Raw genomic sequence first — 25,217 nt, 5'->3', positions numbered from 1 at the left:
ATCAATAACAACGCAAAACTGAAAATCTTAATGGTATGATACAGCAATTTTTAACCAACGTTGGAAGCATTCATGGAAATCGTATGCCTAGATCTTGAAGGGGTTTTAGTTCCTGAAATATGGATCAATTTCGCAAAAAAAACAGGGATTAAAGAACTCGAAGCAACAACTCGTGATATTCCGGATTATGATGTTTTAATGACTCAGCGCCTTAATATCTTAAAACAACACGGTTTAGGTTTAAACGACATTCAAGAAGTTATTGCTCAGATGGGGCCATTACCAGGTGCAAAAGAGTTTGTTGAATGGGTAAGTACTCATTTCCAACTTGTGATCTTGTCAGATACTTTCTATGAATTTGCACATCCTTTAATGAAGCAATTAGGATGGCCAACAATTTTCTGTCATAAGTTAGAGACAGATGAAGAAGGCATGATTACCGCTTATAAACTACGTCAACCAGATCAAAAACGTGAGTGTGTTAAAGCACTGCATGGCTTGAATTTCCGTGTAATCGCTGCAGGTGATTCGTATAACGATACAACCATGCTTGGTGAAGCGGACCATGGTTTCTTGTTTGATGCACCAGAAAATGTGATTGCTGAGTTTCCACAATTTCCAGCGATTCACGGATATGATGCATTAAAAGAAGCAATCCGTTCAGTTTCACAGCGTACAATTCCAGCTTAAAAATAAATAATAAAAAAGGCGCTTTAAGCGCCTTTTTTATATGAATGAGTTTTGAAACTTAGAATTTATAACCAAGTTTTAAACCATAAGCGATGGCATTGTTGTCAGAAAAGTCTGCAACATATTCATCACTACCTGCTTGTGCACCTGTTTGAGCTTTAGCATCACCCAACCAGAAGTATTTTACGCCACCAGCAATAAATGTTTGTGGAGTAGGGCTATATTGAAGACCTAAACCTACGTTCCAGTAACCTTCTGTTGGTCCTAGTGTTGTTACAGGGTTACCTGCACCAGAGTCCCAGCCTACAGACATATTACCAGCCCATTTATCATTCAGTTTACGGCCTACACCAGCGTTCACAGACCATTGGTCATCGGAGTATTCAACTAGGTTAAAGCCATTTGGACGTCCAACAAGCCCACCTACAGCTTCTGAGACTTTGCCAAATTTATATGGTTGAATTGAGAAATCTTTCCAGTTCACCCAACGTACATTCGCAAATGCAACAGTATCAGCCATGATGCCTGTTTGGAAATCAAGGTTTACAGATTGAGGGGTAGTAATTGTAGTTTTGCCTTCTGAATTAATAGCTTGAAGTTTAGAGGCAGGAACATCTAAACCAGCAAGTACTGAAGTAAGACCAGGGAAATTTAATATAGATAAGTCTTCATTAATATTCACTTTATGATCAATTTCAGATCGATAGGTTAAAGATGCTCTAAGTGCAATTTCAGGAATTTGATAAGCTGCACCTGCTAACCAACCAACGCCTGTAGTTTCTTTAATATTTGCGTCATAACCATTATAAAGGCTGTAAGCTTGACCTCGAAGACTTACATTACCTTTTACGGTTTGTAATACAGGACCTGCGTAGAAATTGAAGTTTTGATTTGGTTGGAAACCAAGAACAAAAGATAAATTTTGTGTATCAACTTTAACTTTAGTTCCACCTGTACCTAAATAATTATTTGCAGCATTAATAGCAGCTTGGGTGTTTTGTAATGCTGTCAGTCCTGCACCTACAGTTGTATTTCCTCCAGCAGCAACTTGTTGTAATGCACCTAAGATCTCTGTTTGAGTTGGTTTTGTAGGATCACCGCCAGTAGCATTCGTCACAGCTATAAGAGCTGGTGTAAATGCTGATCCAGATGCTTGAACTAACTTGTTAATTGAGCTGGTTGCTAAGTCAGTTAATGCCTTTTGACTTAAAATAGTATCAGTGCCTGGATTTGAAACGAATACATTGTTGCCTGAATATTCTGCATCTGCTCCAAATGGTTGATCATAGAGTAGACCGAAAGAGAATTTATCGTTGAGTTGTAATTTTAATGCCGCACTTGGAAAGTAATAATCATTAGCCATATCGCCAATATCGCGGCGTGTTGCGCTTGATCCTGCTTCTTTACCCGCTACATCTGGGTCTAAAACAGAAATACCTGCTTCAAAATAATTACCCGGTTGGAAGAATGCAGACATTGATTGTCCAGAGCGATCCAATGCTGCTGCAAAAACCCCAGTTGCAGGCAGCATTGCTAAAATCATTGCAGTGCTCAGATGTTTTAATTTCATTTTAATCTTTCCTTGAACTTCAAGACATTTTTTTAAAAGTAACAGAGTTAAACCGTTTAAACTGTGTTGCCTTCAAAGCTCCTAATTACAAGTAATAGAAGCTTTGATAACTCCATGTAACAAAAATAGCATAATTAAAATAAGAGTAAATCTATTGTATGAACTGAAGAGTACTCACTTTTTATACAAAATCTGTCAATAATGAATGAAAAATGAAGGAATATTTGTATTGTTAAATTAATTTAATTTATTGATATTTATATTTTTTATCTATTAGTAATGGTCTTTATTTTTATGACATTTTTGTCACAAATCCAAGAAAAATGGTCAAAGATTTTTTTGTAAAAATATGAATTAAGTGATTATGAAATGAGTATTAGTTGTCATTTTTAGTTGATAAGTCTCGTTTCTCTACATCTGTATATTATTGATTCAGTTTTATATTCTTAGCCTTATAAAAAAATTTACCTTAATTTTTTTACCATTTGATCTATTTTTTGAGCGAATTTGGATTCTATATTTGAAAGTTATATGCGATAAAAAACTGTAAATAACAATCTAGATTCGGTTATTTAACTTTTATAGCTAAAACATAGCATTAGAGTGGATATAGTTTTTCATCAAATTGCTCAAGCTTTGGAAATGTTAATGACTCAAGCTGGTCCAAATGAGTAAGGTAGATTACATAGTCTTCAAGAAGGGTTTCTCGTGCTTCTTGGCTAATATAAGGTACATGGTAAGCAATGAATGGAGGCAGGACTTCAAAACCAGCATATGCCAAAGTACCACGTTGAATCGGGGATAAATAATTTTCAATTGGACCATGAATAGAGTTTTCTCCAAACATGTGTGTTCTACCACCGAGTGTTAAACACAACATCGCTTTTTTACCTACCATGCCGCCGTGGTTGTAAAACCGTTTGCCTCCATAAAAAAGCCCTGAGACAAATACGCGATCAATCCAACCTTTTAAAATTGCTGGCACAGATGTCCAATAAAGTGGGAAATTTAAAATGACTAGATCTGCTTTTTTTACCTTTTCAATTTCTGCTTGAATATCTGGAGCTAGAAGTTGATTTTTACTGGCATTCCTTTGTTCTAGTGCATAGTTAAAATAGTCAGGCTGATTAAGCTCTAAAAAATCCTCTTTGGATGAAACAGGGTTAAATTGCATGGCATATAAATCTGAAACCTCTACGCGATGTCCCAATTTTTCTAGAGTTTGTTTAGCTCTGCTTTTTAACGCGGTTGTAAAAGATTGTGGTTCTGGGTGAGCATGGACAATCAGGATATTCATAGGGGCACCTGTGTTTTTCAGAAATTGTACTGTTTAGTGCAATTAAGCGGATTTTGTTTTGAATCACTATGCCTGAATTTAAAAGCATGGCATAGTTCATGAACTGACAGTTTTTACCATTTCGCGCCATTTATTTTGCTCAATGGGTTACTCATGAATCCAGAATTACCCGGAACTTATATTAACTTAATCGTCGAGACTGTTAAGCGGTGGGGTGTCTCTTGCGAGCAGCTTTTAGATGGAAGCGGCATAAGAGTAGATCAATTAAAAAAACCATATTGGTATGTTGAGTTTAATACCTTAAATCAGCTTATTGAGCGGGCGATTGAGTTATGCAAAGAGCCAGCACTGGCAGGATATTTAGTTTTAAGCATGACGGCTTCATGTTATGGTTCAGTAGGAATGGCTGCCATAGTTTCTCCAAATTTAGGAGAAGCGCTGAAAATACTTGAACAATTCATTGGTTCACGTTGTAAGGTTTTTAAACCAGAATTAAAACAAGAAAATAATGATGCATATTGGTCCATTCATCAGCCCGTCAATGCATTTCAGCTGAGCCCAAATGCCAACATTTTTTTGCTACTCGGTTTTGTCCAAATTGCGAAAAAATTAACAGGACTTTCTCATTTAGGAAAGGTTGAATTACAAATGCCAGAGCCGATAGGTTTTGACCAAATCAGTCATCAACTGGCTGTGACTTGTTTATTTAACCAAAAGTTTAATCGTTGGATATTCCCAAAAGAGTATTTAGCACAGCCTGTTTTAACAGCAGACCCAATGCTAGCGCCGTTGTTAAATGCACAATGTAAGCGGGATATAGAGAAATTAAACTTAAAAAGTGGTTGGAAAGGGCAAGTCAAACAAGTTGCCGAAAAATTGCTTTTAAATAGGAATACTGACGCATTAAAAGTTGGGCAAGTGGCTCATATCATGAATATGTCGGAGCGAACTTTGCAACGCTATTTAGCTCTTGATCATACTAGTTTTACCCTCTTGGTAGACTCACTGAAAAAGGAGCATGCCCAGAAACTTTTAGCTCAAAATAACATGTCGATCGAAAAAGTCGCTTTAATGCTAGGTTATGCCGAGACTTCTCACTTCACTCGTGCGTTTAAGCGCTGGATGGGGATGACGCCTAAATATTTCCAAACCCAGCATAAAATGGCGGATTCAAATTAAAGGGTCATAAATTTAACTTCATGGCCTTTCATTTATCATATGAATTAATTAAGTAGATTGTTCTGGCTTAGATGAGAGAGATTCAATCACTTTAAAATAGCTAGGTGGTGCCGGAACATGGCCACGCTCTCTCAATAAACGATGCATACGCGGCAATTTGAAGTAGGGCACCGAAGCCATTAAATGATGTTCCATATGGTAATTGACATGAATAGGCGCCACAAAACTTCTAGCAATCCAACCTGCACGTGTTGTTCGTGTATTTGTTAAGGCTGTAAGACTCGTTTGCATACCTGCATGCTCCGCCATTGATCGAATTCTTAAAAATAATGGAAATGGGGTCAAATAAGCTAAAGGCCATAACCAATAAAAACGTTGCTGACCAAATGCCTTTAAAACACTATAAAGAGCTGCGTTGGTTGCAATGGCTCCACTACTGTTTTTTACAAGACTTTTGGCATAATCAACAAGATGTTTATGGCTGCGGTCTAACCAGACTTGATCATTTGCAACTGTCCATTTCATTAGATCTAGGTCCATTAACACTCGACCAAAGCTAAACTTTAATCCCGTCATACCCGTTAAGTCGCGTAAAAATTTACGAGTAAGCGATTTTTTGCTTACAGGAAAACCAGAAACTAAAGAAAGATCTGGGTCATCTGGAGTAGAGGTTTTTGCATGATGACGAACATGATGTACGCGATATTTTTGTAGATCATTCCAGATTGGACGGGCGCATAGCCATTCGCCTACAAAGTCATTTATTTTTTTATTTTTGAATAAGCTCTTATGAGATGCATCATGCATCAAAATTGCTAGGCATAACTGGCGACCTGCCAATATAGCTAAAGCTAGCATACAAGCAAGTAATTTTCCCCAGTTAGGTAAGTAATCCCACATCATGATTAAGCTAGCAAATGTTCCTCCAATAACGGCCCACGTACTAGCAACAGCCCAAGCACCGTATATATCTGAAGGTTGTGTGAGTTCCTGTATTTCTTCTCTGCTAAATAGATCGGTCACACTCACTTGTGCATTCATTTTTATTCTCCCAAAACAGATTTTTGGTATTCATATTTAATATTACAAATATAATTATAAAATTTTAAAAAGTGAAATATTTGTTTGTAAAAAAATAAATCGCCCGTTAGTGAGCTAATTCATTTTCATAAAGTTTCTGCCATATCTTTTGTCCAATCGAATCGAGTTGTTGTACATTTTGAGCAAATTGATTGCGGGCATGCTCGTTAACAAATGGAGAGGGTAGTAGAGGATCATTCATGAGTAAGGTAATTGTTTCACGTCCTAATAACAAAGCTTGGGTAGCGGCCTCATTTAAGGATAAATTTTTATAATTCAAAAGCCATTCTTGAATATCTTGACTATACATTTCATAGTTTTTTTCAAGTTGTTGGGTATCCCACAAAGAAGGAATTAACGAAACTGTTTTTGAATCAAATTTTTGAATAATAGAAATTTTAGCTTCATTTTCAAGCCCGGCTAAAATGAGTTCTTCACATGTTTTTTCAAAGCTATACGCTAAATTATCTGGACGTATATAAATTCCAGTTTCGAGTTCTCTAAAACCAAATTGACGTAAAGCGTGTTCTCTCTTTTTTAAAGCGGTGCGATCTATGCGACCTAATGTGCCTGTAAATACTGCAAGATAATACTGTTGCCATTCTTTGGTTTGTTTAATGCCATTTTTGCGGTTCAAAATGATTTTTGCCCATTCTTTGGTTGATGGCGAAAGTTGATAAATACCGCGTTCTACACTTTCTATCATGCCTTCATTTAATAGCCGAGTCGTAGCCACACGAATACCGTTGTCACTCATATTAAAAAGTTTAGCGGCAATCAATATTTGTTTAATGGTGAGTTGAGGGTAGGCCGAGGAAAGAAATAAATCGATAATGAGATGGCGTGCATTAATTTTGGTATTTTTCATTCAGATTGAATTTTTGAGATGAACTGCATTTGATCAGAATAATATCATGTTTTTTTAAGGACTTTTTAAGATCATTTTGTAGAGTAAGTAAAGGTAAAAAGCTTTATCTATAACAAGAAAAACCTTGGCAGTTCTTAACCAAGTTTTATCTTTTTACGATAGTTAACCCAAGTTTGTCATCATGATGTGATACATTATCGCACTTTAAATAAACTGCCTTTAACTAGGGGCAATAACCACAAACGTTAGAAATGATCTGATATTGAACATGTGTTAAGTCTAATTTGAGACTTACCAATTGCGATAAAACAAATTTTAGGTCGTTCTAATGATTAACTTTCTTTGAGCAAGTTATGGAAAATTTTGAAGTTATAAAAGCACTGTTTTTAGGCTTTGTCGAAGGCTTAACTGAATTTTTACCCATCTCGAGTACAGGTCATTTAATTTTATTTGGTCATATTATCGATTTCCACTCAGACGGCGGTCGTGTATTTGAGGTCGTAATCCAGTTAGGTGCTATTTTGGCAGTGTGCTGGTTATACCGACAAAAAATTATTAACTTGATTAAGGGATTCTTTAGTGGTGATGTGGAATCACGTCATTTTGCGATTAGTGTGCTTATTGCATTCTTTCCAGCAGTTATTATTGGGGTTTTGGCAGTAGACTTTATTAAAAGTGTTCTATTTAGCCCAATTGTGGTTGCGATTGCCTTAATTGTTGGTGCCCTGATCATTTTCTGGGTTGAATCTAGACAATTTGAACATAAGACACTCGATGCAACTAAAATTACTTTTAAGCAAGCGCTTTTAGTGGGTCTTGCTCAGTGTGTGGCGATGATTCCAGGAACTTCACGTTCAGGCGCAACAATCGTAGGCGGAATGTTTGCGGGCTTATCACGTAAAGCTGCTACAGAATTCTCTTTCTTCCTTGCTATGCCAACCATGTTGGGCGCTGCGACTTTTGATTTAATTAAAAATGCCGACGTACTCACCTCAGACAATATGGTTAATATTGGCGTAGGTTTCGTTGCTGCTTTTATTGCTGCGCTGTTTGTTGTAAAAGCATTGGTACTGTTTGTAGAACGTCACACTTTACGTGTATTTGCTTGGTACCGAATTGTCCTCGGTGTAATTATTTTAATTGCAGCCATGTTCTTTAATTTATCTGCTTAAATAGCCTGATAAAGTGAAAAAACCTAGAATGCTCTAGGTTTTTTTATGCCTAAAAATTGATTTGAATTGCCTATTTATACAAAGTAAACGTAAGACAGATGTTTTCATTTTGGGTTCATTGTTATATTGATTATTAGATTACCTCTCACAATAAAACTATGCCGCAAAATCATCTTACAGAACATTTGGTCGATGCTTTTTTGCACTTGGCTCCAGCAGAAGGCCTCTATCCTACTTTTATCTCTAATATCACTTTAATGCGTGTAGATCATTCCACACCACCGATTGCTGTGCTGCAAGAGCCTTCAATTGTTTTAGTGATACAGGGATTAAAGCGAGGGTATATTGGTAAAGAAATCTTTCCATTTAAACAAGGGCAGTGCTTATTTATCTCTATTGCTATACCGTTTGATTGCGATACTGTTGTTGAAAATAATGAACCAATGCTGGCGATAGCCATAAAATTTGAACCACAAATGATGGCTGATCTCATTACTAAAATGGATAAACAACAACAAGTGGTTACTGAAGATGCTCATTCAGAAGATTTAAAATTAAGCTGTGGGCTTAGAGTGATTGACATGAATGTGACTATTTCGGAGGTTGCTCTACGATTACTCAATTTACTTCGTTCTAAACAAGATACTTTTATATTGGGTGAGCAAGTTAAAAGAGAATTGGTTTATCGTGTGGTGCAGGCTTCAGGCGGCAATCTAGTCGAGAGTTTATCGGCTATGGTAAGCCGCAATGGTGTGATTTACACCATTTGTGAAATTATTCAGCGTGATTATTATTATAACTTAACGGTTCAAGATTTGGCGAAACAAGCGGGCATGAGCATATCGCTTTTTCATCAGACTTTTAAAAAGGTGACGAATTATTCTCCCTTACAGTACATCAAAATTACTCGGTTACATAAAGCACGTGAGTTGATCATGAACAATAAAATGGGAATCGCAGAAGCAGCCTATGAAGTGGGTTATGTCAGTGCTTCACAATTTAGCCGAGAATTTAAACGACTGTTTGGCGTTCCACCGAAGTCCTCAATTATTTAACGTAGATTAGTAATTTTGAAATATAAATCAAACATGGAGCATTTTATGACCCTTCCAACAACCATGAAAATTATTGAAATTACGGCTCCTGGTGGACCTGAGGTTCTAAAAGTTCAAGATGCTAGTCTTCCAGCACCTCAGGCAGATGAAGTCTTGATTGAGGTAAAGGCTGCTGGAATTAACCGTCCTGACGTTTTGCAGCGTATGGGATTATATCCAATGCCTAAAGGTGTTACTCAAATACCGGGACTTGAAGTCGCTGGTGTTGTGGTCGCTGTAGGTGACCAAGTGGATCAATTCAAGGTTGGTGATAAAGTTTGTGCGCTAACAAATGGCGGCGGTTATGCAGAATATTGTGCGGTAACTGCAACTCAAGTATTACCAATTCCTGAAAATTTATCTTTTACACAAGCTGCTGCGATTCCAGAAACATTTTTTACAGTTTGGGCAAATCTATTTGATATTGGCCGTTTACAGAAACATGAAACTGCACTGATTCATGGTGGGGCAAGTGGTATTGGAACCACAGCTTTAGCCATTTGCCATGCTTTGGGGATTAAAACTTTTGCTACGGTTGGTAGTGAAGATAAAGTTGAAGCACTCTCTAGTTTCACCACAGCAATTAACTATAAAACCCAAGATTTTGAGCAGGAAGTTTTGAAGCACACTCAAGATCAAGGTGTTGATGTCATTTTAGATATTGTAGGCGGTTCTTATTTCACGAAAAACCTAAATCTATTAAAACGTGATGGCCGATTGGTCATTATTGGTTTTATGGGTGGACGAATTGCAAAAGAATTTGATTTACAAAAACTGATTTTAAAACGTGCCACAATTACAGGTTCAACGATGCGCGCACGTAATAGCCAAGAAAAAGCCCAGATTGCCCAATCTTTGCATGAGCATGTGTGGCCATTATTGGCACAAGGTAAGTGTTTACCGCAAATCTATAAGACGTATGCTTTTTCAGATGTACAAAGTGCTCATGCATGTATGGAGCAAGGTGACCATATTGGAAAGATCGTTTTAGAGATGAATGCTTAATCTTATCTGTGACAGTTTAGGTGAATGACATGTTTGCCTAAACTGAAATTTTATAATTCTAGATTCTGCCTATTTCTCTATAAAAATTGCCAAATTCTATTGGCAGATTGCACCAGTTCTATAACTTCACCTATAAATTGAGTAAGAAATAACAATTGGTTCTTACCTTATTATTTCTTTCCATACTGATGAAAAAGGATAGTAACAATGAATACTGCAAATATTGATGATAAAAATCCTACTCCAGATTTGGCTGAAGATAATGCCTTTTTCCCATCACCATATTCACTGAGTCAATACACTGCTCCTAAAACAGATTACGATGGCACAACCTATACAACGCCGTATGCAGGCAATAAAAAAGTTTTAATGATTGCAACTGATGAGCGTTATATCCAGATGCAAAACGGTAAGTTCTTCTCAACAGGTAATCATCCTGTAGAAATGCTTTTACCGATGTTTCATTTAGATAATGCTGGCTTCGAAATTGATATTGCGACACTTTCAGGAAATCCAGCCAAACTTGAAATGTGGGCAATGCCAAAGCAAGAACAAGTGGTGTTAGACACCTTTCAGAAATATGCAGATAAATTAAAAAATCCGCTAAAACTAGCTGACATTTTAGAAAATGCAGTCGGTGAAAACTCACCATATGCGGCTATATTTATTCCGGGTGGGCATGGCGTATTAGCTAAAATTCCACATAGCCTTGAGGTGAAAAAAGTTCTTAAATGGGCGGTTGAGCATGATAAATTTATTATTACATTATGCCATGGTCCAGCTTCATTACTTGCTGCGGCTGTAGATGAACAGCCAGAAAACTATATTTTTAAAGGCTATCAAATTTGTGTATTCCCTGATTCATTAGATAAGGGAGCAAATATTGATATCGGTTATATGCCTGGAGCTTTACCTTGGCTAGTGGGTGAAAACCTTGAAAAACTTGGTGTGGAAATTTTAAATAAGGGCATTACAGGTCAATGTCATAGAGACCGTAAATTGCTAACTGGTGATAGTCCGCTTGCTTCTAATAATTTAGGCAAACTTGCAGCTGAAACATTGTTGGCTGAAGTGAAGGATTAACGTATTAAGTATGTGCGCCCTGCGGGACTCGAATTTAATAGTTAAAATTAGGTTTTATTTAGTTATTTTATTTTTAATTATTTTTGATACCGTAACTCGTACCGTAAAAAGTAAAGCCCTCAAACAAATAAGGCATCCTTTTTAGGATGCCATTCTGTGCTTTTCTATCCAACAGTCTATATCAGATTCAAGCCATCTCGCAATTTTTCTTTTGCCCTCTCCAAATAACATAGAAGGAGGGAAGTAGCCTGTTTTCATCCAGTCATAGATAGTTGACTTTGGAAGGCTGGTTTTTAATTCAACCGCCTTCAAGTCAAGCAAACGACTTTGCTTTTCTGACATTACCCCTCCTTACTTTCCGCTTTAACACTTGAACTAAAATGTGGCTCCATTTCCATCTCAACAATAAGTGATGCTATCGGCTCAATAGATTGTTCATCTTTAAAGATGCGAATTTCTAAAGGCCATGAAGATTCCCAGCCATCATGATTATCAAAATAGTCTTGGGCACACTCAGTGCCAACAAACTCTAAATCCTGCTCCAGCCATGTTTCGATATCTTTGAATTCCAACTCATATCTAGAATTTGGGCATTCTCTTGGAATGGTATAAAAAATTGATTCACTCATCCCTCAGCTCCCTCAACCTTCATAAAAGTAATCCAATGTGTATTGCTGCGTTTTCCGCTAATGTGGCCAAACAATGGTTTTTGATCTGTGAGCTCTAAAAGTTCACTAACTTTGATCTGTGTTTCATTCCATTTGAAAATTAAAACACCGCCATTGGCCAACACTCGAAAGCACTCTGCAAAACCTTTGCGAATATCTTCGCGCCAATCTTCTGACAACTTTCCATACTTGGCAGCTAACCAGCTTTGTTTACCAGCTTTCACTAGGTGAGGAGGGTCAAACACAACTAAAGTAAATTGGCCATCTTTAAAAGGCATGTCGCGAAAGTCCATCATTACATCCGGTTCAATCACTAAAGACCGACCATCACATAATGTATGTTCTTCTTTTCTGATATCGCCATACACTACATTAGGGTTTTGACGATCAAACCACATCATGCGAGAGCCGCAACAAGGATCTAAAATTTTTGCATTCATCCCTCAGCTCCCGATTCGCTTGGTGCCTTAGGCAATGGCATCCAATAATTAATCGCACATTCATCAAACTCATCTAAAGCTACAACTTGATAAACATTAAATTTTGCTAGCTTTGTTGTTGAAATACCTAAAACTAAATCACCTTCATCAGGCTTCATGAAGTCAGCTGATATCCAGACTGGCACCGCCTGAGCTTTGGCTTTTTCTAGCTCTGCTCTAAGCCTGTCAATTTCACATGCTGCATGGTTACAAATAACACGTAATTCATCTTCGTTATATTCATCGCTATGCATCATCATTAAATGACTGATTTCAGTTCCTTGGTGGCTATCTCCATCAAAGACCCAAACAGCACCATCATCTTGCTCAAAGCGTAGATTAACTTCACTTCCCTTATTCAAATCTGTCATGTCATCACCCAATTACTGTAAATTTTAAATTCTTTAAGTTAATAGCAGTCATCTTGTTGCAGTGCTGACACTTGGTTCGGGCTCTTTTCTTTAGCTCCTCAAGGTCTTCACTAACCTTCCTTTTCTGCTCTGTAATCCTTGTTTGTTGTATTGACCAATATTTCATAGTGTCTTTGATCCACATCACAGGATTTACTTTTGCTCCGCACTTCATGCATATAAGTTCCAAAGCTTTAGTGTCAATTTCAACTTGAGAATGTTGGCACTTATGTAGATTTGTTCTTGGGAAGGGCACTACGTTTTCTTCAACATTCAAGACGATGTGATCTTGAAAAGGGTAGTTCATATTCCCTCTGTATTCTTGATCTGTCATGCTGCCTTCCTCACGCATTGCCATGTGTGCCAATTAAAGAATGCTTGCGACTACTACAAGCGCTAACTATTTCAGCTTCACAATCAGTACCTTTGAACTGTGAATAGATGATTCCAAGTTCAGCAACATCTGTAGTTGCATTGATACGCTTGATAGCTTCATCAAAAGCAGCTTGAAGCGCTTCTTCTTGGCTGCGACCATCGTTAAGCCAAGCAATGAGCTTTTCGCCAGTTTCCTTTGTGATTACTTCGCCTGTTGGATTAAAAAGTTTGGTTCGGTCTTTTGTGGGGATTGCTAATTTATTTTCATGCAACATATCGAGTGAAACGGTAAGCTCATACTCATAGCCTTCACGCTGCTCAGCTTTCATACCAAGTTTGATAACTTTTCCTTTTTCACCTTGTACAGTCTCAGTTTTTGCACGAGTTGTAGTGATAATGTGCATATCTGTTTGAAGAATCGCGTCAATAAATTTGCGGTGACGTGGTGTAGTTTCTGACCAAGCTGACCAAGTGTTACCTTTAAAACGTTTAGCTGCTTCATCGTTGATTTCCAAACATCCACCAGTTCCAATCCATTCATGACTAGCACTATCAATGATAAGAACTTCATAGCCCATGTTATGTGCTGCATGGATCGCGCCTGCAAAACGTTCAGGGCTATAGGGCGGTTTTAATGGCAATGTGTCAAAGTTAAATTCATTTGCATATAAAGATGCAGATTCGTTTTCTGTATCAATAACTGCAATCTTTTTGCCAAGACTTGAAGCCAACACAAGGGCAGAGTAGGTTTTACCCGAACCACTGGCGCCATTAAGATTTAGCTTAAGCTTTGCTTTTTTACGTTCTGCTTTAGTGAAAGAGAACTGTTCTTTACTTTGCATGTTCATCTTTAATCACCTTTATATTTCGAATCTGAGTAAATTGGAGACAGTTCGTGAGTCGTTTCGTCTTTCATAACTACGACTTGATTAACTGGTCCGCATTTGTAATTTGGTTCTTTCTCGCCGATCGGTGTGCAGTGCTCTAGAGTTAATGCCCATCTTTTCCAAGATTTTGAAAGGGCATCCCAGTAGAACATCTGGTCTTTATTAGCTTTCAATTTCCAATCGCTGCCACCAAAAGTGCTGTAGTGAGTTGCTTCATCTTCTTCACCAACACTGAAACCAAACTGTTCAAGAAATTCTGCATTGAAGAAAAAGCCCATACACACCTCACGCTTTAATAGTCGCCAGAAGGTTTGCAGTGTGTTGATGCTCCATTTCTGCAATCTGGCTTTTCCAGTTGCGGTACTCTTTAGGGTCGATATCACCACGCTGGAATGCGTATTCGACTGCACCGGCTAATAGTTCAGGATGTTTGCTCAAGTCCTTTAAAAGCTTTGATTGAGCAGCATCAAACGAGATATTGGCTAACATATTCATGAGTTAGCTCCTTCCACTTGCACACGCACATACATGTTCTGTTTTGCTTTGAGTTCGTTGACGTGTTGCTCGTCGGCACATGAACGAAGGAAAGGGACTACGATAAAAACACCGATGACCATAGATAGCACCGAGCCACCTAAGAAGCCTTTGAAGCTGTCTATTGCAGCTTGGCTAAACTTGTACTTTTCAATTCTTTGATTCATACTTATCTCCGCATTTGATGCAAACCGCCTAGACTCTGACCCCTATGGCGGTTTTTGTTTGTCGATGAGATAAATATCGCATTTCCGATATTATTAGTCAATAGGGAATCCGATATTTTTATAGAAATTCCGATTTTTTGTGTTTTAATAGACAAAAGAAAACCCACACAGGGTGGGTTGGAGGTATAACTATGTCAAAAGTAAATATTCAAATTACGCCAGTCGCTCCGGAATCATTTATTAAACTAAACACTGCAATAACAATTAGAGTGGGCAAATTAAATATTAAGCATCATCATCGTTTTTCGCGGTAGTAAATGTTCCAAAGTTAAAAGCAACAATATCTGATACCCTAACTTGTATTGCAGACCCTTGATTATTTTCACTGGGAACAAATGTATTCCCAGTCATATATCTTGCATCTTTTAAATACAAAAATCTTTGCCAAAGAGTATCTGGAATTTTATCAATTTCTTCATCAGTTATATCTTCATTTTTAAAAGAACCATTCGTATTAAAATATTCAGATTTTTCTTTATAAATCAATTCATAAATCGGCTTAAGGGCCTGATTTGATTCTAAATTATAAAAATTTTTTTCACTAATAATTAGTCCAGTTATAAGTTGCCCACCAACAACTAGTGTGATTGGAAACTCAATATTGTCTTCAGAACCATCTATTGAGTCACACAATATACTTAATGCTAGATTCGTTTTTTTATCTCTAGAATTACTCATTGATCATCCTTATAGCTTTAAAAATTAATTAAAATATTCTGAATTACGTTTTTTAGGTAAAACAATATTTCTTTGAGAGATATTCATAATATTGACTGGGCTATTTTTTAAATTAACTGTGAAATTGCTACTTTCTGAGTGTTCAGTTGCTAGAAAATGCTCTAAGGCTCGTATCACCACTTCATTAAGCGAGATGTTATTTTGATATGCAAGCTTAATAGCCGCTTGATGAAGATGAGTGCCAACTCTCACATTAAAGGTTCCACTACATGGTTTCTCTGGCTTAATATTGTTTGCTTCACAATGGAGAATATAAGCATCAACAGCCTCTTCAAAAGATTTTTTTAACTCACTATAAGTTTCACCGATATAGATGATTTTAGAACGTATAAATAAGACCTCGCCTACTAAGCATTCATCTTCTGAACTGAACTCCATTGAGCCTTCAAAGCCCTTATATTTAAAAGTTTCTTTCATTTTATACTCCAATGCCATGCTCTCTAAGGAACTCTCTTGCCTTCTTCACATAAATAACTTTTAACTCATCATTTGGATGAGGTTTTAAGAAGTTAAGTACGATTTTTGGATTATCTTTGTAGAATATGCAATGGGAGCTACCTCTTCCATTAAATACTAGAGTAAAGCCTAAGCGTTCCATCATTGTAACGAAATCATTCCACTTAAAATTTTTAGGGGGAGGATTAGTGAAAAATCGTTCTAATAATTTCTCTGCTTTGGTCACATTATTTTCCTTGTATTTAAAAAATATTGCAACTAAAATTTAGTTGCACTTTTGTGGATTAAATTTAACCCTTCATTAATTTCTATAGAATCGTGTCGAGCCGCGGTTTAATTTGCTTTAGGGTGTTGCTGTCTACCCTTCTTACTCATACGATTTTACTTTTTTGTATTATCAATCCGTTGTCCAAGCTTTCCTTCTTTTACCAACTGCACTACTTGTTCATTTGTAAGGACTGGAATAAAGACTTTATCACCAATGTCCTTTGAGAGGATCTTCACTTCTTCGGCTGTTAGCACCAAAGCTTCACCATGTTTCGCAGCATCATTGATGCGAGCAATAATCTGGTTGATTGGTAGTTTAGAGTTGTCCATGTATCACCTAAAACCTTAATTTAACTTTTTCTAACACGCTTTGGGCGTGATCCACCTAGGGGCCTAAACGCATCAATAACCAAGCCTACCAGTTCCATACCGTCTTCAAATTCAATAATATTCGGGTGAAAGTTAGGATTTAGGGCTTGCAGGTATTTGCGCTGATCGCTTTCAATTACAAGCTTTTTAAAGGTTGCATCTGTATTATTTCGAACAACAATTAGATCATCAGGAAGTAAATCACAAACCTGATAGTTTGGATTAACTAAAATATAGTCACCTTCTTCATATTTTGGGGAATTACTTACGCCAACAACTCTTAAATAAAAACATCCATCTGGATCATCTGCACTAAGGGGTGGCAACCATTCATTTATTTTATTAGGATCGATAGCTTCTACTGATGTCATTGTTCCTGCCTGCACCCAAGAAAGAACGGGAATTAGCTTTTTAGTTATAGGCTCAACGTTATTATCAAACTTACTGACAATGCCTTTTTTTAACTCTTCTGCGGTAACACCAAGTGCGGTAGCCAACTCAAGTATAGAGCCTGTCGATTTGGCATTCCCTGTTTCGAGATCAGAAATTACAGATTGTTTAACACCTGACTTCATAGCCAGTTCTTTTTGAGTCATTTTCTTAGCTTTGCGAATTGCTTTTAAGTTTTCGCCCAAAGTAGCCATAAATTTGTCCATTGTTACTTCTATCGGAATTCTGATACATATTTCAATCGGTTTGGCTATTGAATAAATATCGGAAAACCTATATATTTAATAAAAATTATCGGAGACCGCCCATGAATCAATGGCAGAAGATGATCTCTGAGTTAAGGGAAAAGGGTCTTACTCAGACATTTATAGCCGCAGAAATCGGGTGCTCACAGAATTACGTTAGTGATTTAGAGCGCGGGTTATGTGGGAAACGCCTTTCATATGATCTAGGAAGAAAACTAGAAAATTTATGGAAGGAATATTGTTCAGAACAATTAACCGCTTAGGAACTAAACCATGAGCAAAGTATCAACCGAATTGAGTGCAAGGGCTAGAAATGAAGTTTCTAGAGTTTTGCAAGCCCTTGCATCAAGCAATCAAAGTCAGGTTGCTGAACAGTTGGGGATTGATCCAAGCACATTATCACGAATGAAAAATGATAGAAAATCCAATGGCTTGACTGAGCTTGAGAACTGTTTAGTGCTATTGGATGTTCTTGGATTCAAAACTGTACTCAAGAAATATCGAATGATTAGCGAGGAAAAACTAAATGCGCTTTTTGTGATGTCAAAAGCGTGGATGGAAAGCAAACAAACAATTGACGATCTTTTTCAAGATGACATTGAAGATTTCGGCATGTGTTTTGAGCTTGGATATAAAGAAAAAGCCTGATTTCGTGGATCAGGCTTAGTGTTCAATCGGAGAAGGACCAAATGAACTATCAAATATTAGCAGACATTGAACTAAATCGGAAGATTAGTTTGTTTCAAAAAGCGGTTGAGGCTTATGTGCTTAATCGAACTCTCGAAAACTCTATGGCATTGGCTAAAGCGAAAGCTGATTTAGCTGCATTTGTATTGAGAGGTGTTTGATGGGTGCATTGAAGCAGGCTGAAATTATTCCAATTTCAAAAGGTAGGGACAAGATGACAGACAAGTTCGAAAAGGGCTATGTGATGTCTAGTCGTCTTTATCGTAGTGATGTGCGTCCATTTCTTAGTGATGCAGCACGTAATGTGTATGCTGAACTGGAAGACCGCATCAATGGTTTTAAAGACAAAACTACTGATTTTGTAAGTTACTCTCAATTGCAGGGCGGCAAGCTTGAAGGTTCTAAAAAACTAAGCACTACTACAGTTCGTAAAGGCCTAAAAGAATTAACCGATTTAGGCGTTGTAACTGTTGTTAGTTCTGATTCAAGAAAGGGTAATGAATACAGAATTAATGAGGTGTCATTAGTCGAGCACTTTAAAAACTGCAATACCACTTTAGAAAGTAAAGCACTACAGAAAGTAAAGCGCGAGCACTTTACTAACGAAAGCGCCAGCACTTTAGAAACTAAAGACACAATAGAATTATATAAAAATATTTATAGAGAGGAGAGCACACAAGAAAATCCAGTTGATGAAGTTCTGAATATCTGGAAACCAGATTTACAACAATTGAATTCTTGGATGCAAAGATCAGGTTTACCAAAAATCAATCAAGCTCAAGTTGAAGAATTACTTCTTGAAATCAACCCACACTACGAAAACAAAATCATCACTGGTGCAGTAACAAGCACTCAGATGTATTCAAATTTCGTGAAGTGGGTTAAGCGTGATTGCAAGCTCTTAGAGCGTTTATTCCAACAAGCTAGCGGTGTTGCACAAAACATCAATCCTTCTGAACTCAAAGCAGACATGGGGGATTGGTAATGTCGAATATTCATAACATCCCTATGGAACAAGCAGTTCTTACAGCATTGATGACTGTAGACAAATCATTTGATGTTGTAAGTAACGATCTTGATGTTGAGTGCTTCTTTCCAGAGCGCCATAAGCAAATCTTCCAGGCTATTGCTGACCTTGCTAACGAAAACAAGCCTTATGACTTCGTTATGGTTGAGCAGCAGCTTAAACAAAAAAACGTAATTCATTTGATGGGTGGTTCTGAATACCTGCTTCAAATGAGCAGCGAAGCGCCTTCAAGCTTTTACAACCTGGAGTCTTATGTTGCAGAACTAAACAAGTTCAAGGCACACCGTGAAGTTGAGCATATTGGTCAAAGCATTGCTGAGATTGCTAAAGACTTAACAATCCCTGACGTTCACATTGCAGCAGAAAGCATCCTAGATGGAAAGAAAACTTCAAACGATGTTGAGAAAACCAGCTTCACATTTGAAGAGGCTATGAACCGTGCTACAGATCGTTTAATCCAAAAGGCTGAGGCTAAAGCTAACAAGCAGTACACAGGCGTAAAGTTTAACTTAACTCACCTGGATAACCTTGTTGGATTAATTCAAAAAGGACACTTCTGCATCGTGGGTGGTCGTCCTGGTTCAGGTAAATCAACTCTGGCTCAAATGTTAGTTATTCAGACAGCAGTGCGATACAACGAGCCTGTATTGGTTGTATCTGCGGAAATGGATGTGGAGACATTCACAAACCGCTGCATCTCAGCATTAACCAAAATTCCTTATGACAACATTCATAACGCTGAATTATTTGATGGGATGTTGGCTCAATTTGCAGATGCTCAAAGACGATTCAGTTCTTTGCCAATCCATATCGAAGACAAGCAAAAGCCGACAATTGCAGAAATACATTCTTGGGCTCGTAAAGCGAAACGTAAGTACAAGAAACTTGGCTGTATCGTAATTGATTACCTTCAGTTGGTTCGTGACCCAAGTAAGAAAGACCGTTACCAGGAAGTGAGCTCAATTAGCCGTGATTTAAAGGCATTGGCTAAAGAGTTTGATTGCCCAGTTATCGCATTGGCACAGCTTAATCGTGAGTCTGAGAAAGGCAAGCGCCCTAAAGCATCAGATCTAAAAGAATCAGGTCAGATCGAACAAGATGCAGACCAAATCATCCTAGCGAATCCAATCATTGGTGAAGACGACCTACCGTCAGGTGTCACCGAATTAATCGTTGCTAAAAATCGTCATGGCAAGAAAGGCGTAGTTCGAGTTATGGACCGCTTAGATATCTGCCGTTTTGTGACTATTCGAGAAGAAGAGAGAGGTGCAGCGTGAAAACTTTAAATAGAACAAAGAAATTAAACTTTGATGACCAGCTTAGCTTACTCGTGTTTGGCTGTCATGCATCAGCGCCTTTCAGTGTCAAAGACGTGAAGGAATCAGTGTTTGATTTCAATCGAGGAACCATCTACAGCAATCTTCAAAAATTTGTTGAATGGAAATATTTCGAACGTGTTGGGAAAAATCATTACAAGGCAACTCAATACGCAAAAGACATCCTGAATGTTAAAGGGGAGCTGAAAGCATGATCGAATTTGCAGATTACAACTCAATGATGAAGCTGCGTAGAGCGTACAACCTCGGTACTCGTAATGAAGAAACAAGAGCAGCAGCGAACCTATACGAGAAATTAAGAAAGCTGAAAATGCTAGACCAGCTTAAGCAGGAAGCCATTACTAAACGTTACAAGGAGGCGGTATGAACACAATGGCGCAAAGCAAGCTGTTTGGTCTTGCTGAAAATAGAACAGATGTATGGTCAACGCCGCAAGATTTTTTCGAAAAATTGGATCGAGTATTTAACTTTGATTTAGACGTTTGTGCTCTGCCTGAAAATGCAAAGTGTGAACGATTCTTTAGCCCAGAACAAAACGGTTTAAAGCAAGAGTGGACCGGTACTTGCTGGATGAATCCTCCATACGGCCGTGAGATCGTAGACTGGATAGCAAAAGCAGCTTACACAGCAGAACAAGGACATACAGTTGTTGCATTGGTTCCAGTTAGAACTGATGCACGCTGGTTTCAAGACTATTGTTTAGGGCGTGAAATCCATTTTATTCGTGGGCGTTTAAAGTTTGGTGGTTCTTCATCTAATGCGCCATTCGGTTGCTGTGTTGTCGTATTCCGTCCAAGTCTTAAAGATGTCCAGTGGGACAAAGGAGCCAGCCATGAGTGAGTTTAAAGCAAAAGACATCGTCGCCATGAATGTGCCTTCTCTGCCCGAGCCAGTTGGGAGTTTACAAGAATTGCATCCTGAGTTCGCAAAGGTGCTTCACGAGAACTTTCTAGAGCTGATCGGAGACGACTTCCCCATAGAAAACCGCATTTCGCCTAACTGCAAAGTAACTGAAGCGCACATTAACGAAGCTGACAAGCTCAATAGATTGGGGTGAAGAATGGATAAACCAATGACATTTAACGAATGGTTAGGCACTCAAGGCAATATGGTTCTGCTTCATGCCAATTGCTGTCGCATTGCCTATGAAGCTGGTCAGCAGTCAATGCAAGCGAAAGTGGAGGAGCTGCAACGCAGAAATCAGATGCTTAACGACAACATAAAAGAGCAAGGTCAAAAGCTCGTTTATCAAAACGAAGTGATTGAAACACAAGCTGAAAAACTGCTTGGTTTAAGAGATGAGAAAGCAGAGCTGCAAAAGCGGGTGGATGAGCTTGAGCGTAAATTACAGATCAAAACTAGACATTGTGAGTTCTATGAGCAAAGTCGCAAAGGACATAGAAGTCTGGCAATTCATCGCAAAAAGCAAATTAACAGTGCCTTAGAACAAATTGAAAAGCTCTATTCAAGAGCAGAAAGCGATTATCAGAAAGATCGTAATCCTTACTACGACGGCATGTTGTCAGCTCTAGATTTGGCTGAGCAGGCAATTAGAGGTGAGTTGGAAGAGCAAGCGCTCAAGGGGGAAGGACTATGACAGCACATTTACCAAATCAATCAGTATCTGTTGAAGATGATGAATGGGGTACTAATTGCCATAACCACCCAGAGCGTTCTGCGGTAAGAAGAGTTTGTGTAGAAGCAGATAGCTTTGGGGCTGAATATTCAAATATGTGCCAGGAATGCTCAGATCAATATACAGCTTATAAAGAACAAAAACGAAATGATGAATCTCAATGGGAGCAATGCCCAAGATGCAAAACGTTAGTGCCTGAACTCTCTTCTTATCGAGATCCTGATGAAGGTAGTCATGGGCCAGTTTATAGCAGATGTTCTGATTGTGTATCTAAGTTTTGGAAGCGTTGGAACGAAGAAAACCTTGACGATTATTACTACGACTAGGGAGCTTGCCAATGACCACATTCAAAGAGGCTCAAATCATCATTGGCATCGATCCTGACTTGGAAAAGTCGGGAGTTGCCATTCTAGGGAATGATCTTCAACTCAAAAATCTAACTTTTCCTGAAACTGTTGAGCTATTCAGAAATGAACAGGACAGCATCAAAAAGGTTGTGATCGAAGCAGGCTGGGAAAATAAGAAAGCAAACTTCAGAGTAGGTGGTGGTCACTCAAAACAAGTGAACGAGCAGATTGCTAGACGCGTTGGGATGAACCATGCAACAGGCATCTTGTTAGCAGAAATAGCACAGGCTTTAGGCTTAGCAGTCTTACTGGTGAAGCCTACTAAATCAAAACTCAATGCAGAGCAGTTTAACAAGATTACAGGTTGGCAAGGGCGTACGAATCAAGAGCAGCGTGACGCAGGCATGTTGATCTGGGGAATGCAAGGGAAGAAGGTGGCGTGATGGTCTTTTACGAAGTTGGGACATATGAACAATACGAAGAAGGTTTTCATGCTTTCTTTCGCACTCGATATGAAGATAAAGCTGAACAAGTCAAAGCATGGGCAGAGGAGTACCAAGCTAAGACACCTGAATGGCCTACAGGTGAGACTGATGAAAAGCAAATTCAATACATGGATCTGGTGCGCAAGCTTGATGATGAATTTGCGGAACTGATCGGCAAGAAGTTCCCAATATCAAACTATTCAAAAGACATGTACTCAATACTTATAAACAAAGCAGAATTAGACGATTAGGGTGATGGTATGAATGCGGCAGTAGTAACACCAGTAATGGATTGGAACAAATACACAATTGATGGATGGCTAGAGCAATTCGGCGCTTGGTGTGAAACTGTGCGCATGAAAGGAGGGGATTTACCAGATGATCTTCATATCAATCAAATTTACTGGTTAATGCGTGAAGCAGACAGAGAGCTTCCAAAAGGTAAATCTTACATTCGATGTGAGATTAATGACTTTGAGGCGGATCAAGTACAGGCTTTGTTGCGAAGTGTCCTAAGATCAGAAAAAGTGGATTATCAGGCTAAATATGCAGTGATGTGCTTAGTTCGACATAAGGTGGAAAACAGATCATTAAGTGCTGTGGGTATCATCACGAAGCAATCTAAGGCACAAGTAAATATCATGGTTGGATGTGCAAGATTCTTTCTTCATGCACATGACAAAAGATTAAGAATATCATAAGTTTATTTATTATTATGGTATAATATTTAAGCAAGCCATACAGGTGCTACCAACACCTATATGGCTCTAATCAAATCGTTAAAAGGGCAACAAAATGACTGGAAGCAATTCTATTGTCATAGCGGAAGCTATGCAAACAAAAAGTTCAAGAACAAAATTAACACAGGAGCAATATATTGAAAATTGCAAACAAATCCATGGCGACAAGTATGATTATTCAATAACTAACTTCCAGAGACTATTTGGGAAGGTATCTATAATTTGTAAAGTTCATGGTGTTTTTGAGCAAAGGGCTGATCGACATATGCGTGGAATGGTTTGCTCAAAATGTTCAACCAAGGCGAAGTTAACAAAAGAAGACTTTGTTAGAAAAAGCAGGGAGAAGCATGGTGATAGATATGATTACACTGAAACTGTATATGTGAAGTCTACTTTAAAAGTAAAAATTAAGTGCTACAAACATGGTTTCTTTGAACAAAGAGCTAGCGCGCATCTTTTAGGTCAGGGATGTCCAAATTGCTTCTTAAGCCCTTTAAGCAAGACACAGTATCAAAAATTGTGTAGTGAAAAATATCATGGCAATTCCAGTATTTATCTTGTTCGTTGTTTTAGAGAAAAAGAATCGTTTATAAAGATCGGTATTTGTGCAACAACTGTTGAGCAGCGCTTTTTAACTATTTCCAAGATGCCGTACAAGTATGAGCTTATAAAGCAAATTGAAGGAAGGGCTTCCAGAATCTGGGATATGGAAAAGAAGATTCACAAGTTCTTATCAAAATTTAAATATTCTCCAAAAATTGGTTTTGCTGGAATGGGCGAATGCTATAGAGATGATGATTTAGTTCATGAAAAGTTTGAAGAAGTGTTGACTCGTTTAAACGCGTAGGGTAAATTATGTGATAGAGTGGCAGAGTTACAAGCATATGTCACTTGTCATTTAAAAGCTCACTTAATCGTGGGCTTTTTTGTTGCCTATAGGAAAGTTGCCCGAATTGGTAAAGGGGATGGCCTGCTAAGCCATTGTTGCTATCAGCGACGCATGAGTTCGAACCTCATACTTTCCGCCAAATTCTAGGAGGTTCACATGCTCCGAATCATTAAGCAGGTCTTTTGCATACATGTTTGGGAATATGAATCCGACATGTTCAATCAGAAAGAATGCAGAAAGTGTGGAAAGATTAAGTGTTTATAGCCCTGTCGTTTGACGGGGTTTTCTTTTTTGGGGTGAACATGGACACAATCGAAGCGAAGAAGAATTTAGAAATCTATAAACGTAATCTTAGCCGGTTAGAAAACTATAACCACTTATTCAGCAGCCATACGTTTAAGACTGAATGCCAGCGTGAAGTAAATACTCTCAGAACCAGAATAGAGAACCTAGAAAATGCGTTCGACAAAGAGGCTAAACGAAATAAGAGCGTTACCATGCGTTAGATGCGGATATCCTCACTCACAAGCGGCTCATTCTAATTTCAGTGAACATGGTAAAGGCAAGGGGATTAAAGCAGATGATAAATACACAATACCTTTGTGCCATTCCTGCCATCAATGGTTTGACCAGTATCGAGGGATGGGACTTGTAGAATCTAAAGAATGGTTCGACAAGATGTTAGAAAAAACAGAGCGCATGCTTAATCTTAAAGATGATGAGGTGTTTTGATGCTTATACAAATTAATAGCAAGATGGTAATTAAGACTGAAGAAGTAAAATTATTAAAGAAAGAAATTGTGGAAGGACCATGTAATCCTGAAGCATGGTTTGTCATGACAGTTGATAATGAGTGGTATCGTCTTACTGAATACTCATTAGAAGAATTTTTGTTATTAGTGAATAAAGAAGCTTAGCCACCTTCA

The 25,217-nt window shown here is 38.1% G+C and carries 41 protein-coding genes, 1 tRNA gene and 1 pseudogene; 25 read left to right on the top strand and 18 right to left on the bottom strand.

Annotation, left to right across the window (positions count from 1 at the left end; all coding sequences use genetic code 11):
- Nucleotides 1–72: 72 nt before the first annotated feature.
- Entirely contained in the window at nt 73–690 is a 618-nt protein-coding gene (gene thrH, locus HJG58_RS06100) for a bifunctional phosphoserine phosphatase/homoserine phosphotransferase ThrH (protein ID WP_170248272.1), read from the top strand.
- Nucleotides 691–748: 58 nt separating this feature from the next.
- On the opposite strand, the gene HJG58_RS06095 is transcribed toward thrH, so the two are convergent.
- Nucleotides 749–2,260, bottom strand: coding sequence for an OmpP1/FadL family transporter (locus HJG58_RS06095; protein WP_170248271.1), 1,512 nt, complete (start codon nt 2,258–2,260; stop codon nt 749–751).
- 598 nt (nt 2,261–2,858) lie between these two features.
- Entirely contained in the window at nt 2,859–3,557 is a 699-nt protein-coding gene (locus HJG58_RS06090; protein WP_170248270.1) for an NAD(P)H-dependent oxidoreductase, read from the bottom strand.
- A gap of 153 nt (nt 3,558–3,710) precedes the next feature.
- On the opposite strand from HJG58_RS06090, the gene HJG58_RS06085 reads away from it, so the two are divergent.
- Nucleotides 3,711–4,736, top strand: a complete 1,026-nt coding sequence (locus tag HJG58_RS06085; protein WP_170248269.1) for an AraC family transcriptional regulator — start codon at nt 3,711–3,713, stop codon at nt 4,734–4,736.
- A 48-nt stretch (nt 4,737–4,784) separates the two neighbouring features.
- Here HJG58_RS06085 and HJG58_RS06080 read toward each other — a convergent pair whose 3' ends face one another.
- Entirely contained in the window at nt 4,785–5,777 is a 993-nt protein-coding gene (locus tag HJG58_RS06080; RefSeq protein ID WP_170248268.1) for a fatty acid desaturase family protein, read from the bottom strand.
- 106 nt (nt 5,778–5,883) lie between these two features.
- A complete protein-coding gene (locus HJG58_RS06075) occupies nt 5,884–6,684 on the bottom strand; it encodes a PaaX family transcriptional regulator C-terminal domain-containing protein (RefSeq protein WP_170248267.1) in 801 nt (266 codons plus the stop codon).
- Between the two features lie 353 nt (nt 6,685–7,037).
- Here HJG58_RS06075 and HJG58_RS06070 point away from each other — a divergent pair, with 353 nt between their 5' ends.
- The 4 genes from HJG58_RS06070 to hchA all read left to right on the top strand — a co-directional run bounded on the left by HJG58_RS06070 (nt 7,038) and on the right by hchA (nt 11,038).
- Nucleotides 7,038–7,856 (top strand): undecaprenyl-diphosphate phosphatase, encoded by an 819-nt coding sequence (locus HJG58_RS06070; protein ID WP_002116515.1) that lies wholly within the window; start codon nt 7,038–7,040, stop codon nt 7,854–7,856.
- A gap of 158 nt (nt 7,857–8,014) precedes the next feature.
- Complete coding sequence (locus HJG58_RS06065) at nt 8,015–8,911, top strand: AraC family transcriptional regulator (protein WP_170248266.1); 897 nt, start codon at nt 8,015–8,017, stop codon at nt 8,909–8,911.
- A 33-nt stretch (nt 8,912–8,944) separates the two neighbouring features.
- Nucleotides 8,945–9,955 carry an NAD(P)H-quinone oxidoreductase gene (locus HJG58_RS06060; protein WP_170248265.1) on the top strand — a complete coding sequence of 337 codons (1,011 nt, stop codon included), beginning with the start codon at nt 8,945–8,947 and terminating at the stop codon, nt 9,953–9,955.
- A 207-nt stretch (nt 9,956–10,162) separates the two neighbouring features.
- The gene (hchA, locus tag HJG58_RS06055; protein WP_170248264.1) at nt 10,163–11,038 is read left to right on the top strand and encodes a glyoxalase III HchA; all 876 of its coding nucleotides are present in this window, start codon (nt 10,163–10,165) and stop codon (nt 11,036–11,038) included.
- A 141-nt stretch (nt 11,039–11,179) separates the two neighbouring features.
- On the opposite strand, the gene HJG58_RS06050 is transcribed toward hchA, so the two are convergent.
- The 14 genes from HJG58_RS06050 to HJG58_RS05985 all read right to left on the bottom strand — a co-directional run bounded on the left by HJG58_RS06050 (nt 11,180) and on the right by HJG58_RS05985 (nt 17,092).
- Nucleotides 11,180–11,380, bottom strand: coding sequence for a helix-turn-helix transcriptional regulator (locus HJG58_RS06050; RefSeq protein WP_001291525.1), 201 nt, complete (start codon nt 11,378–11,380; stop codon nt 11,180–11,182).
- Entirely contained in the window at nt 11,380–11,667 is a 288-nt protein-coding gene (locus HJG58_RS06045) for a hypothetical protein (protein WP_016653786.1), read from the bottom strand. Before HJG58_RS06045 ends, HJG58_RS06050 begins: the two co-directional genes overlap by 1 nt.
- Entirely contained in the window at nt 11,664–12,146 is a 483-nt protein-coding gene (locus HJG58_RS06040; protein ID WP_170248263.1) for a TRM11 family methyltransferase, read from the bottom strand. The genes HJG58_RS06045 and HJG58_RS06040 overlap by 4 nt, the downstream gene beginning before the upstream one ends.
- On the bottom strand, nt 12,143–12,556 hold the full coding sequence (locus HJG58_RS06035) for a hypothetical protein (protein ID WP_170248262.1): 414 nt from the start codon (nt 12,554–12,556) through the stop codon (nt 12,143–12,145). The genes HJG58_RS06040 and HJG58_RS06035 overlap by 4 nt, the downstream gene beginning before the upstream one ends.
- A gap of 4 nt (nt 12,557–12,560) precedes the next feature.
- On the bottom strand, nt 12,561–12,929 hold the full coding sequence (locus tag HJG58_RS06030) for a hypothetical protein (RefSeq protein ID WP_170248261.1): 369 nt from the start codon (nt 12,927–12,929) through the stop codon (nt 12,561–12,563).
- 10 nt (nt 12,930–12,939) lie between these two features.
- Nucleotides 12,940–13,818: an ATP-binding protein gene (locus HJG58_RS06025; RefSeq protein ID WP_170248260.1), complete on the bottom strand. Its 879-nt coding sequence runs from the start codon at nt 13,816–13,818 to the stop codon at nt 12,940–12,942.
- A gap of 2 nt (nt 13,819–13,820) precedes the next feature.
- Nucleotides 13,821–14,135, bottom strand: coding sequence for a hypothetical protein (locus HJG58_RS06020; RefSeq protein ID WP_128202745.1), 315 nt, complete (start codon nt 14,133–14,135; stop codon nt 13,821–13,823).
- 7 nt (nt 14,136–14,142) lie between these two features.
- On the bottom strand, nt 14,143–14,352 hold the full coding sequence (locus tag HJG58_RS06015; RefSeq protein ID WP_170248259.1) for a hypothetical protein: 210 nt from the start codon (nt 14,350–14,352) through the stop codon (nt 14,143–14,145).
- The gene (locus HJG58_RS06010) at nt 14,349–14,558 is read right to left on the bottom strand and encodes a hypothetical protein (protein WP_170248258.1); all 210 of its coding nucleotides are present in this window, start codon (nt 14,556–14,558) and stop codon (nt 14,349–14,351) included. The genes HJG58_RS06015 and HJG58_RS06010 overlap by 4 nt, the downstream gene beginning before the upstream one ends.
- Nucleotides 14,559–14,843: 285 nt before the next feature.
- Nucleotides 14,844–15,296, bottom strand: coding sequence for a hypothetical protein (locus HJG58_RS06005; protein ID WP_068543836.1), 453 nt, complete (start codon nt 15,294–15,296; stop codon nt 14,844–14,846).
- A gap of 24 nt (nt 15,297–15,320) precedes the next feature.
- Nucleotides 15,321–15,773, bottom strand: a complete 453-nt coding sequence (locus tag HJG58_RS06000; protein ID WP_068543839.1) for a type II toxin-antitoxin system HicB family antitoxin — start codon at nt 15,771–15,773, stop codon at nt 15,321–15,323.
- Between the two features lies 1 nt (nt 15,774).
- Nucleotides 15,775–16,038 carry a type II toxin-antitoxin system HicA family toxin gene (locus HJG58_RS05995; protein ID WP_068543841.1) on the bottom strand — a complete coding sequence of 88 codons (264 nt, stop codon included), beginning with the start codon at nt 16,036–16,038 and terminating at the stop codon, nt 15,775–15,777.
- A 155-nt stretch (nt 16,039–16,193) separates the two neighbouring features.
- Nucleotides 16,194–16,409 (bottom strand): hypothetical protein, encoded by a 216-nt coding sequence (locus HJG58_RS05990; protein WP_000370478.1) that lies wholly within the window; start codon nt 16,407–16,409, stop codon nt 16,194–16,196.
- A gap of 20 nt (nt 16,410–16,429) precedes the next feature.
- Entirely contained in the window at nt 16,430–17,092 is a 663-nt protein-coding gene (locus tag HJG58_RS05985) for a LexA family protein (protein WP_025466410.1), read from the bottom strand.
- 113 nt (nt 17,093–17,205) lie between these two features.
- Here HJG58_RS05985 and HJG58_RS05980 point away from each other — a divergent pair, with 113 nt between their 5' ends.
- From HJG58_RS05980 to HJG58_RS05895, 19 genes and pseudogenes are all read left to right on the top strand, one after another.
- Nucleotides 17,206–17,406 (top strand): helix-turn-helix domain-containing protein, encoded by a 201-nt coding sequence (locus tag HJG58_RS05980; RefSeq protein WP_001077692.1) that lies wholly within the window; start codon nt 17,206–17,208, stop codon nt 17,404–17,406.
- Nucleotides 17,407–17,416: 10 nt separating this feature from the next.
- Entirely contained in the window at nt 17,417–17,791 is a 375-nt protein-coding gene (locus HJG58_RS05975) for a helix-turn-helix domain-containing protein (protein ID WP_000049343.1), read from the top strand.
- A gap of 41 nt (nt 17,792–17,832) precedes the next feature.
- Nucleotides 17,833–17,991 (top strand): hypothetical protein, encoded by a 159-nt coding sequence (locus HJG58_RS05970; RefSeq protein WP_001109087.1) that lies wholly within the window; start codon nt 17,833–17,835, stop codon nt 17,989–17,991.
- On the top strand, nt 17,991–18,815 hold the full coding sequence (locus HJG58_RS05965; protein ID WP_068568587.1) for a hypothetical protein: 825 nt from the start codon (nt 17,991–17,993) through the stop codon (nt 18,813–18,815). Before HJG58_RS05970 ends, HJG58_RS05965 begins: the two co-directional genes overlap by 1 nt.
- Nucleotides 18,815–20,134 carry a replicative DNA helicase gene (locus HJG58_RS05960; RefSeq protein WP_170248257.1) on the top strand — a complete coding sequence of 440 codons (1,320 nt, stop codon included), beginning with the start codon at nt 18,815–18,817 and terminating at the stop codon, nt 20,132–20,134. The genes HJG58_RS05965 and HJG58_RS05960 overlap by 1 nt, the downstream gene beginning before the upstream one ends.
- The gene (locus HJG58_RS05955) at nt 20,131–20,388 is read left to right on the top strand and encodes a hypothetical protein (protein ID WP_000854669.1); all 258 of its coding nucleotides are present in this window, start codon (nt 20,131–20,133) and stop codon (nt 20,386–20,388) included. Before HJG58_RS05960 ends, HJG58_RS05955 begins: the two co-directional genes overlap by 4 nt.
- Nucleotides 20,385–20,561 (top strand): hypothetical protein, encoded by a 177-nt coding sequence (locus HJG58_RS05950; protein ID WP_170248256.1) that lies wholly within the window; start codon nt 20,385–20,387, stop codon nt 20,559–20,561. Before HJG58_RS05955 ends, HJG58_RS05950 begins: the two co-directional genes overlap by 4 nt.
- The gene (locus HJG58_RS05945) at nt 20,558–21,034 is read left to right on the top strand and encodes a DNA N-6-adenine-methyltransferase (protein ID WP_170248255.1); all 477 of its coding nucleotides are present in this window, start codon (nt 20,558–20,560) and stop codon (nt 21,032–21,034) included. The genes HJG58_RS05950 and HJG58_RS05945 overlap by 4 nt, the downstream gene beginning before the upstream one ends.
- Nucleotides 21,027–21,251, top strand: coding sequence for a hypothetical protein (locus HJG58_RS05940; RefSeq protein ID WP_170248238.1), 225 nt, complete (start codon nt 21,027–21,029; stop codon nt 21,249–21,251). The genes HJG58_RS05945 and HJG58_RS05940 overlap by 8 nt, the downstream gene beginning before the upstream one ends.
- A gap of 3 nt (nt 21,252–21,254) precedes the next feature.
- Nucleotides 21,255–21,527, top strand: a pseudogene (locus tag HJG58_RS19000) (hypothetical protein); the annotation flags it as partial.
- Nucleotides 21,528–21,787: 260 nt separating this feature from the next.
- On the top strand, nt 21,788–22,156 hold the full coding sequence (locus HJG58_RS05930) for a hypothetical protein (protein WP_000123971.1): 369 nt from the start codon (nt 21,788–21,790) through the stop codon (nt 22,154–22,156).
- 11 nt (nt 22,157–22,167) lie between these two features.
- A complete protein-coding gene (locus HJG58_RS05925) occupies nt 22,168–22,620 on the top strand; it encodes a hypothetical protein (RefSeq protein WP_006582144.1) in 453 nt (150 codons plus the stop codon).
- On the top strand, nt 22,620–22,913 hold the full coding sequence (locus tag HJG58_RS05920) for a hypothetical protein (protein WP_079270956.1): 294 nt from the start codon (nt 22,620–22,622) through the stop codon (nt 22,911–22,913). Before HJG58_RS05925 ends, HJG58_RS05920 begins: the two co-directional genes overlap by 1 nt.
- Nucleotides 22,914–22,922: 9 nt before the next feature.
- On the top strand, nt 22,923–23,363 hold the full coding sequence (locus HJG58_RS05915; RefSeq protein ID WP_039245343.1) for a hypothetical protein: 441 nt from the start codon (nt 22,923–22,925) through the stop codon (nt 23,361–23,363).
- A 94-nt stretch (nt 23,364–23,457) separates the two neighbouring features.
- Nucleotides 23,458–24,249 carry a death domain-containing protein gene (locus tag HJG58_RS05910; protein ID WP_050436878.1) on the top strand — a complete coding sequence of 264 codons (792 nt, stop codon included), beginning with the start codon at nt 23,458–23,460 and terminating at the stop codon, nt 24,247–24,249.
- A 91-nt stretch (nt 24,250–24,340) separates the two neighbouring features.
- Nucleotides 24,341–24,430: transfer RNA gene (locus HJG58_RS05905), tRNA-Ser, on the top strand.
- Between the two features lie 163 nt (nt 24,431–24,593).
- Nucleotides 24,594–24,797: a hypothetical protein gene (locus HJG58_RS19195; protein ID WP_001984758.1), complete on the top strand. Its 204-nt coding sequence runs from the start codon at nt 24,594–24,596 to the stop codon at nt 24,795–24,797.
- Nucleotides 24,748–25,023, top strand: coding sequence for a DUF968 domain-containing protein (locus HJG58_RS05900; protein ID WP_001257963.1), 276 nt, complete (start codon nt 24,748–24,750; stop codon nt 25,021–25,023). The genes HJG58_RS19195 and HJG58_RS05900 overlap by 50 nt, the downstream gene beginning before the upstream one ends.
- Nucleotides 25,023–25,208, top strand: a complete 186-nt coding sequence (locus HJG58_RS05895; RefSeq protein ID WP_000907104.1) for a hypothetical protein — start codon at nt 25,023–25,025, stop codon at nt 25,206–25,208. Before HJG58_RS05900 ends, HJG58_RS05895 begins: the two co-directional genes overlap by 1 nt.
- Nucleotides 25,209–25,217 lie beyond the last annotated feature (9 nt).

Origin of the sequence: Acinetobacter geminorum, from assembly GCF_013009345.1 — a bacterium.
In the GTDB taxonomy this organism is placed as follows: Bacteria; Pseudomonadota; Gammaproteobacteria; order Pseudomonadales; family Moraxellaceae; genus Acinetobacter; species Acinetobacter geminorum.
Note: the sequence above shows the minus strand (reverse complement) of the source record. Positions and strands in the feature narration are given on the sequence as shown.

Coding starts and splice junctions, on each gene's coding strand:
- thrH (WP_170248272.1), top strand. CDS start 73: ATGGAAATCGTATGCCTAGATCTTGAAGGGGTTTTAGTTCCTGAAATA.
- HJG58_RS06095 (WP_170248271.1), bottom strand. CDS start 2,260: ATGAAATTAAAACATCTGAGCACTGCAATGATTTTAGCAATGCTGCCT.
- HJG58_RS06090 (WP_170248270.1), bottom strand. CDS start 3,557: ATGAATATCCTGATTGTCCATGCTCACCCAGAACCACAATCTTTTACA.
- HJG58_RS06085 (WP_170248269.1), top strand. CDS start 3,711: ATGAATCCAGAATTACCCGGAACTTATATTAACTTAATCGTCGAGACT.
- HJG58_RS06080 (WP_170248268.1), bottom strand. CDS start 5,777: ATGAATGCACAAGTGAGTGTGACCGATCTATTTAGCAGAGAAGAAATA.
- HJG58_RS06075 (WP_170248267.1), bottom strand. CDS start 6,684: ATGAAAAATACCAAAATTAATGCACGCCATCTCATTATCGATTTATTT.
- HJG58_RS06070 (WP_002116515.1), top strand. CDS start 7,038: ATGGAAAATTTTGAAGTTATAAAAGCACTGTTTTTAGGCTTTGTCGAA.
- HJG58_RS06065 (WP_170248266.1), top strand. CDS start 8,015: ATGCCGCAAAATCATCTTACAGAACATTTGGTCGATGCTTTTTTGCAC.
- HJG58_RS06060 (WP_170248265.1), top strand. CDS start 8,945: ATGGAGCATTTTATGACCCTTCCAACAACCATGAAAATTATTGAAATT.
- hchA (WP_170248264.1), top strand. CDS start 10,163: ATGAATACTGCAAATATTGATGATAAAAATCCTACTCCAGATTTGGCT.
- HJG58_RS06050 (WP_001291525.1), bottom strand. CDS start 11,380: ATGTCAGAAAAGCAAAGTCGTTTGCTTGACTTGAAGGCGGTTGAATTA.
- HJG58_RS06045 (WP_016653786.1), bottom strand. CDS start 11,667: ATGAGTGAATCAATTTTTTATACCATTCCAAGAGAATGCCCAAATTCT.
- HJG58_RS06040 (WP_170248263.1), bottom strand. CDS start 12,146: ATGAATGCAAAAATTTTAGATCCTTGTTGCGGCTCTCGCATGATGTGG.
- HJG58_RS06035 (WP_170248262.1), bottom strand. CDS start 12,556: ATGACAGATTTGAATAAGGGAAGTGAAGTTAATCTACGCTTTGAGCAA.
- HJG58_RS06030 (WP_170248261.1), bottom strand. CDS start 12,929: ATGACAGATCAAGAATACAGAGGGAATATGAACTACCCTTTTCAAGAT.
- HJG58_RS06025 (WP_170248260.1), bottom strand. CDS start 13,818: ATGAACATGCAAAGTAAAGAACAGTTCTCTTTCACTAAAGCAGAACGT.
- HJG58_RS06020 (WP_128202745.1), bottom strand. CDS start 14,135: ATGGGCTTTTTCTTCAATGCAGAATTTCTTGAACAGTTTGGTTTCAGT.
- HJG58_RS06015 (WP_170248259.1), bottom strand. CDS start 14,352: ATGAATATGTTAGCCAATATCTCGTTTGATGCTGCTCAATCAAAGCTT.
- HJG58_RS06010 (WP_170248258.1), bottom strand. CDS start 14,558: ATGAATCAAAGAATTGAAAAGTACAAGTTTAGCCAAGCTGCAATAGAC.
- HJG58_RS06005 (WP_068543836.1), bottom strand. CDS start 15,296: ATGAGTAATTCTAGAGATAAAAAAACGAATCTAGCATTAAGTATATTG.
- HJG58_RS06000 (WP_068543839.1), bottom strand. CDS start 15,773: ATGAAAGAAACTTTTAAATATAAGGGCTTTGAAGGCTCAATGGAGTTC.
- HJG58_RS05990 (WP_000370478.1), bottom strand. CDS start 16,409: ATGGACAACTCTAAACTACCAATCAACCAGATTATTGCTCGCATCAAT.
- HJG58_RS05985 (WP_025466410.1), bottom strand. CDS start 17,092: ATGGCTACTTTGGGCGAAAACTTAAAAGCAATTCGCAAAGCTAAGAAA.
- HJG58_RS05980 (WP_001077692.1), top strand. CDS start 17,206: ATGAATCAATGGCAGAAGATGATCTCTGAGTTAAGGGAAAAGGGTCTT.
- HJG58_RS05975 (WP_000049343.1), top strand. CDS start 17,417: ATGAGCAAAGTATCAACCGAATTGAGTGCAAGGGCTAGAAATGAAGTT.
- HJG58_RS05970 (WP_001109087.1), top strand. CDS start 17,833: ATGAACTATCAAATATTAGCAGACATTGAACTAAATCGGAAGATTAGT.
- HJG58_RS05965 (WP_068568587.1), top strand. CDS start 17,991: ATGGGTGCATTGAAGCAGGCTGAAATTATTCCAATTTCAAAAGGTAGG.
- HJG58_RS05960 (WP_170248257.1), top strand. CDS start 18,815: ATGTCGAATATTCATAACATCCCTATGGAACAAGCAGTTCTTACAGCA.
- HJG58_RS05950 (WP_170248256.1), top strand. CDS start 20,385: ATGATCGAATTTGCAGATTACAACTCAATGATGAAGCTGCGTAGAGCG.
- HJG58_RS05945 (WP_170248255.1), top strand. CDS start 20,558: ATGAACACAATGGCGCAAAGCAAGCTGTTTGGTCTTGCTGAAAATAGA.
- HJG58_RS05940 (WP_170248238.1), top strand. CDS start 21,027: ATGAGTGAGTTTAAAGCAAAAGACATCGTCGCCATGAATGTGCCTTCT.
- HJG58_RS05930 (WP_000123971.1), top strand. CDS start 21,788: ATGACAGCACATTTACCAAATCAATCAGTATCTGTTGAAGATGATGAA.
- HJG58_RS05925 (WP_006582144.1), top strand. CDS start 22,168: ATGACCACATTCAAAGAGGCTCAAATCATCATTGGCATCGATCCTGAC.
- HJG58_RS05920 (WP_079270956.1), top strand. CDS start 22,620: ATGGTCTTTTACGAAGTTGGGACATATGAACAATACGAAGAAGGTTTT.
- HJG58_RS05915 (WP_039245343.1), top strand. CDS start 22,923: ATGAATGCGGCAGTAGTAACACCAGTAATGGATTGGAACAAATACACA.
- HJG58_RS05910 (WP_050436878.1), top strand. CDS start 23,458: ATGACTGGAAGCAATTCTATTGTCATAGCGGAAGCTATGCAAACAAAA.
- HJG58_RS19195 (WP_001984758.1), top strand. CDS start 24,594: ATGGACACAATCGAAGCGAAGAAGAATTTAGAAATCTATAAACGTAAT.
- HJG58_RS05900 (WP_001257963.1), top strand. CDS start 24,748: ATGCGTTCGACAAAGAGGCTAAACGAAATAAGAGCGTTACCATGCGTT.
- HJG58_RS05895 (WP_000907104.1), top strand. CDS start 25,023: ATGCTTATACAAATTAATAGCAAGATGGTAATTAAGACTGAAGAAGTA.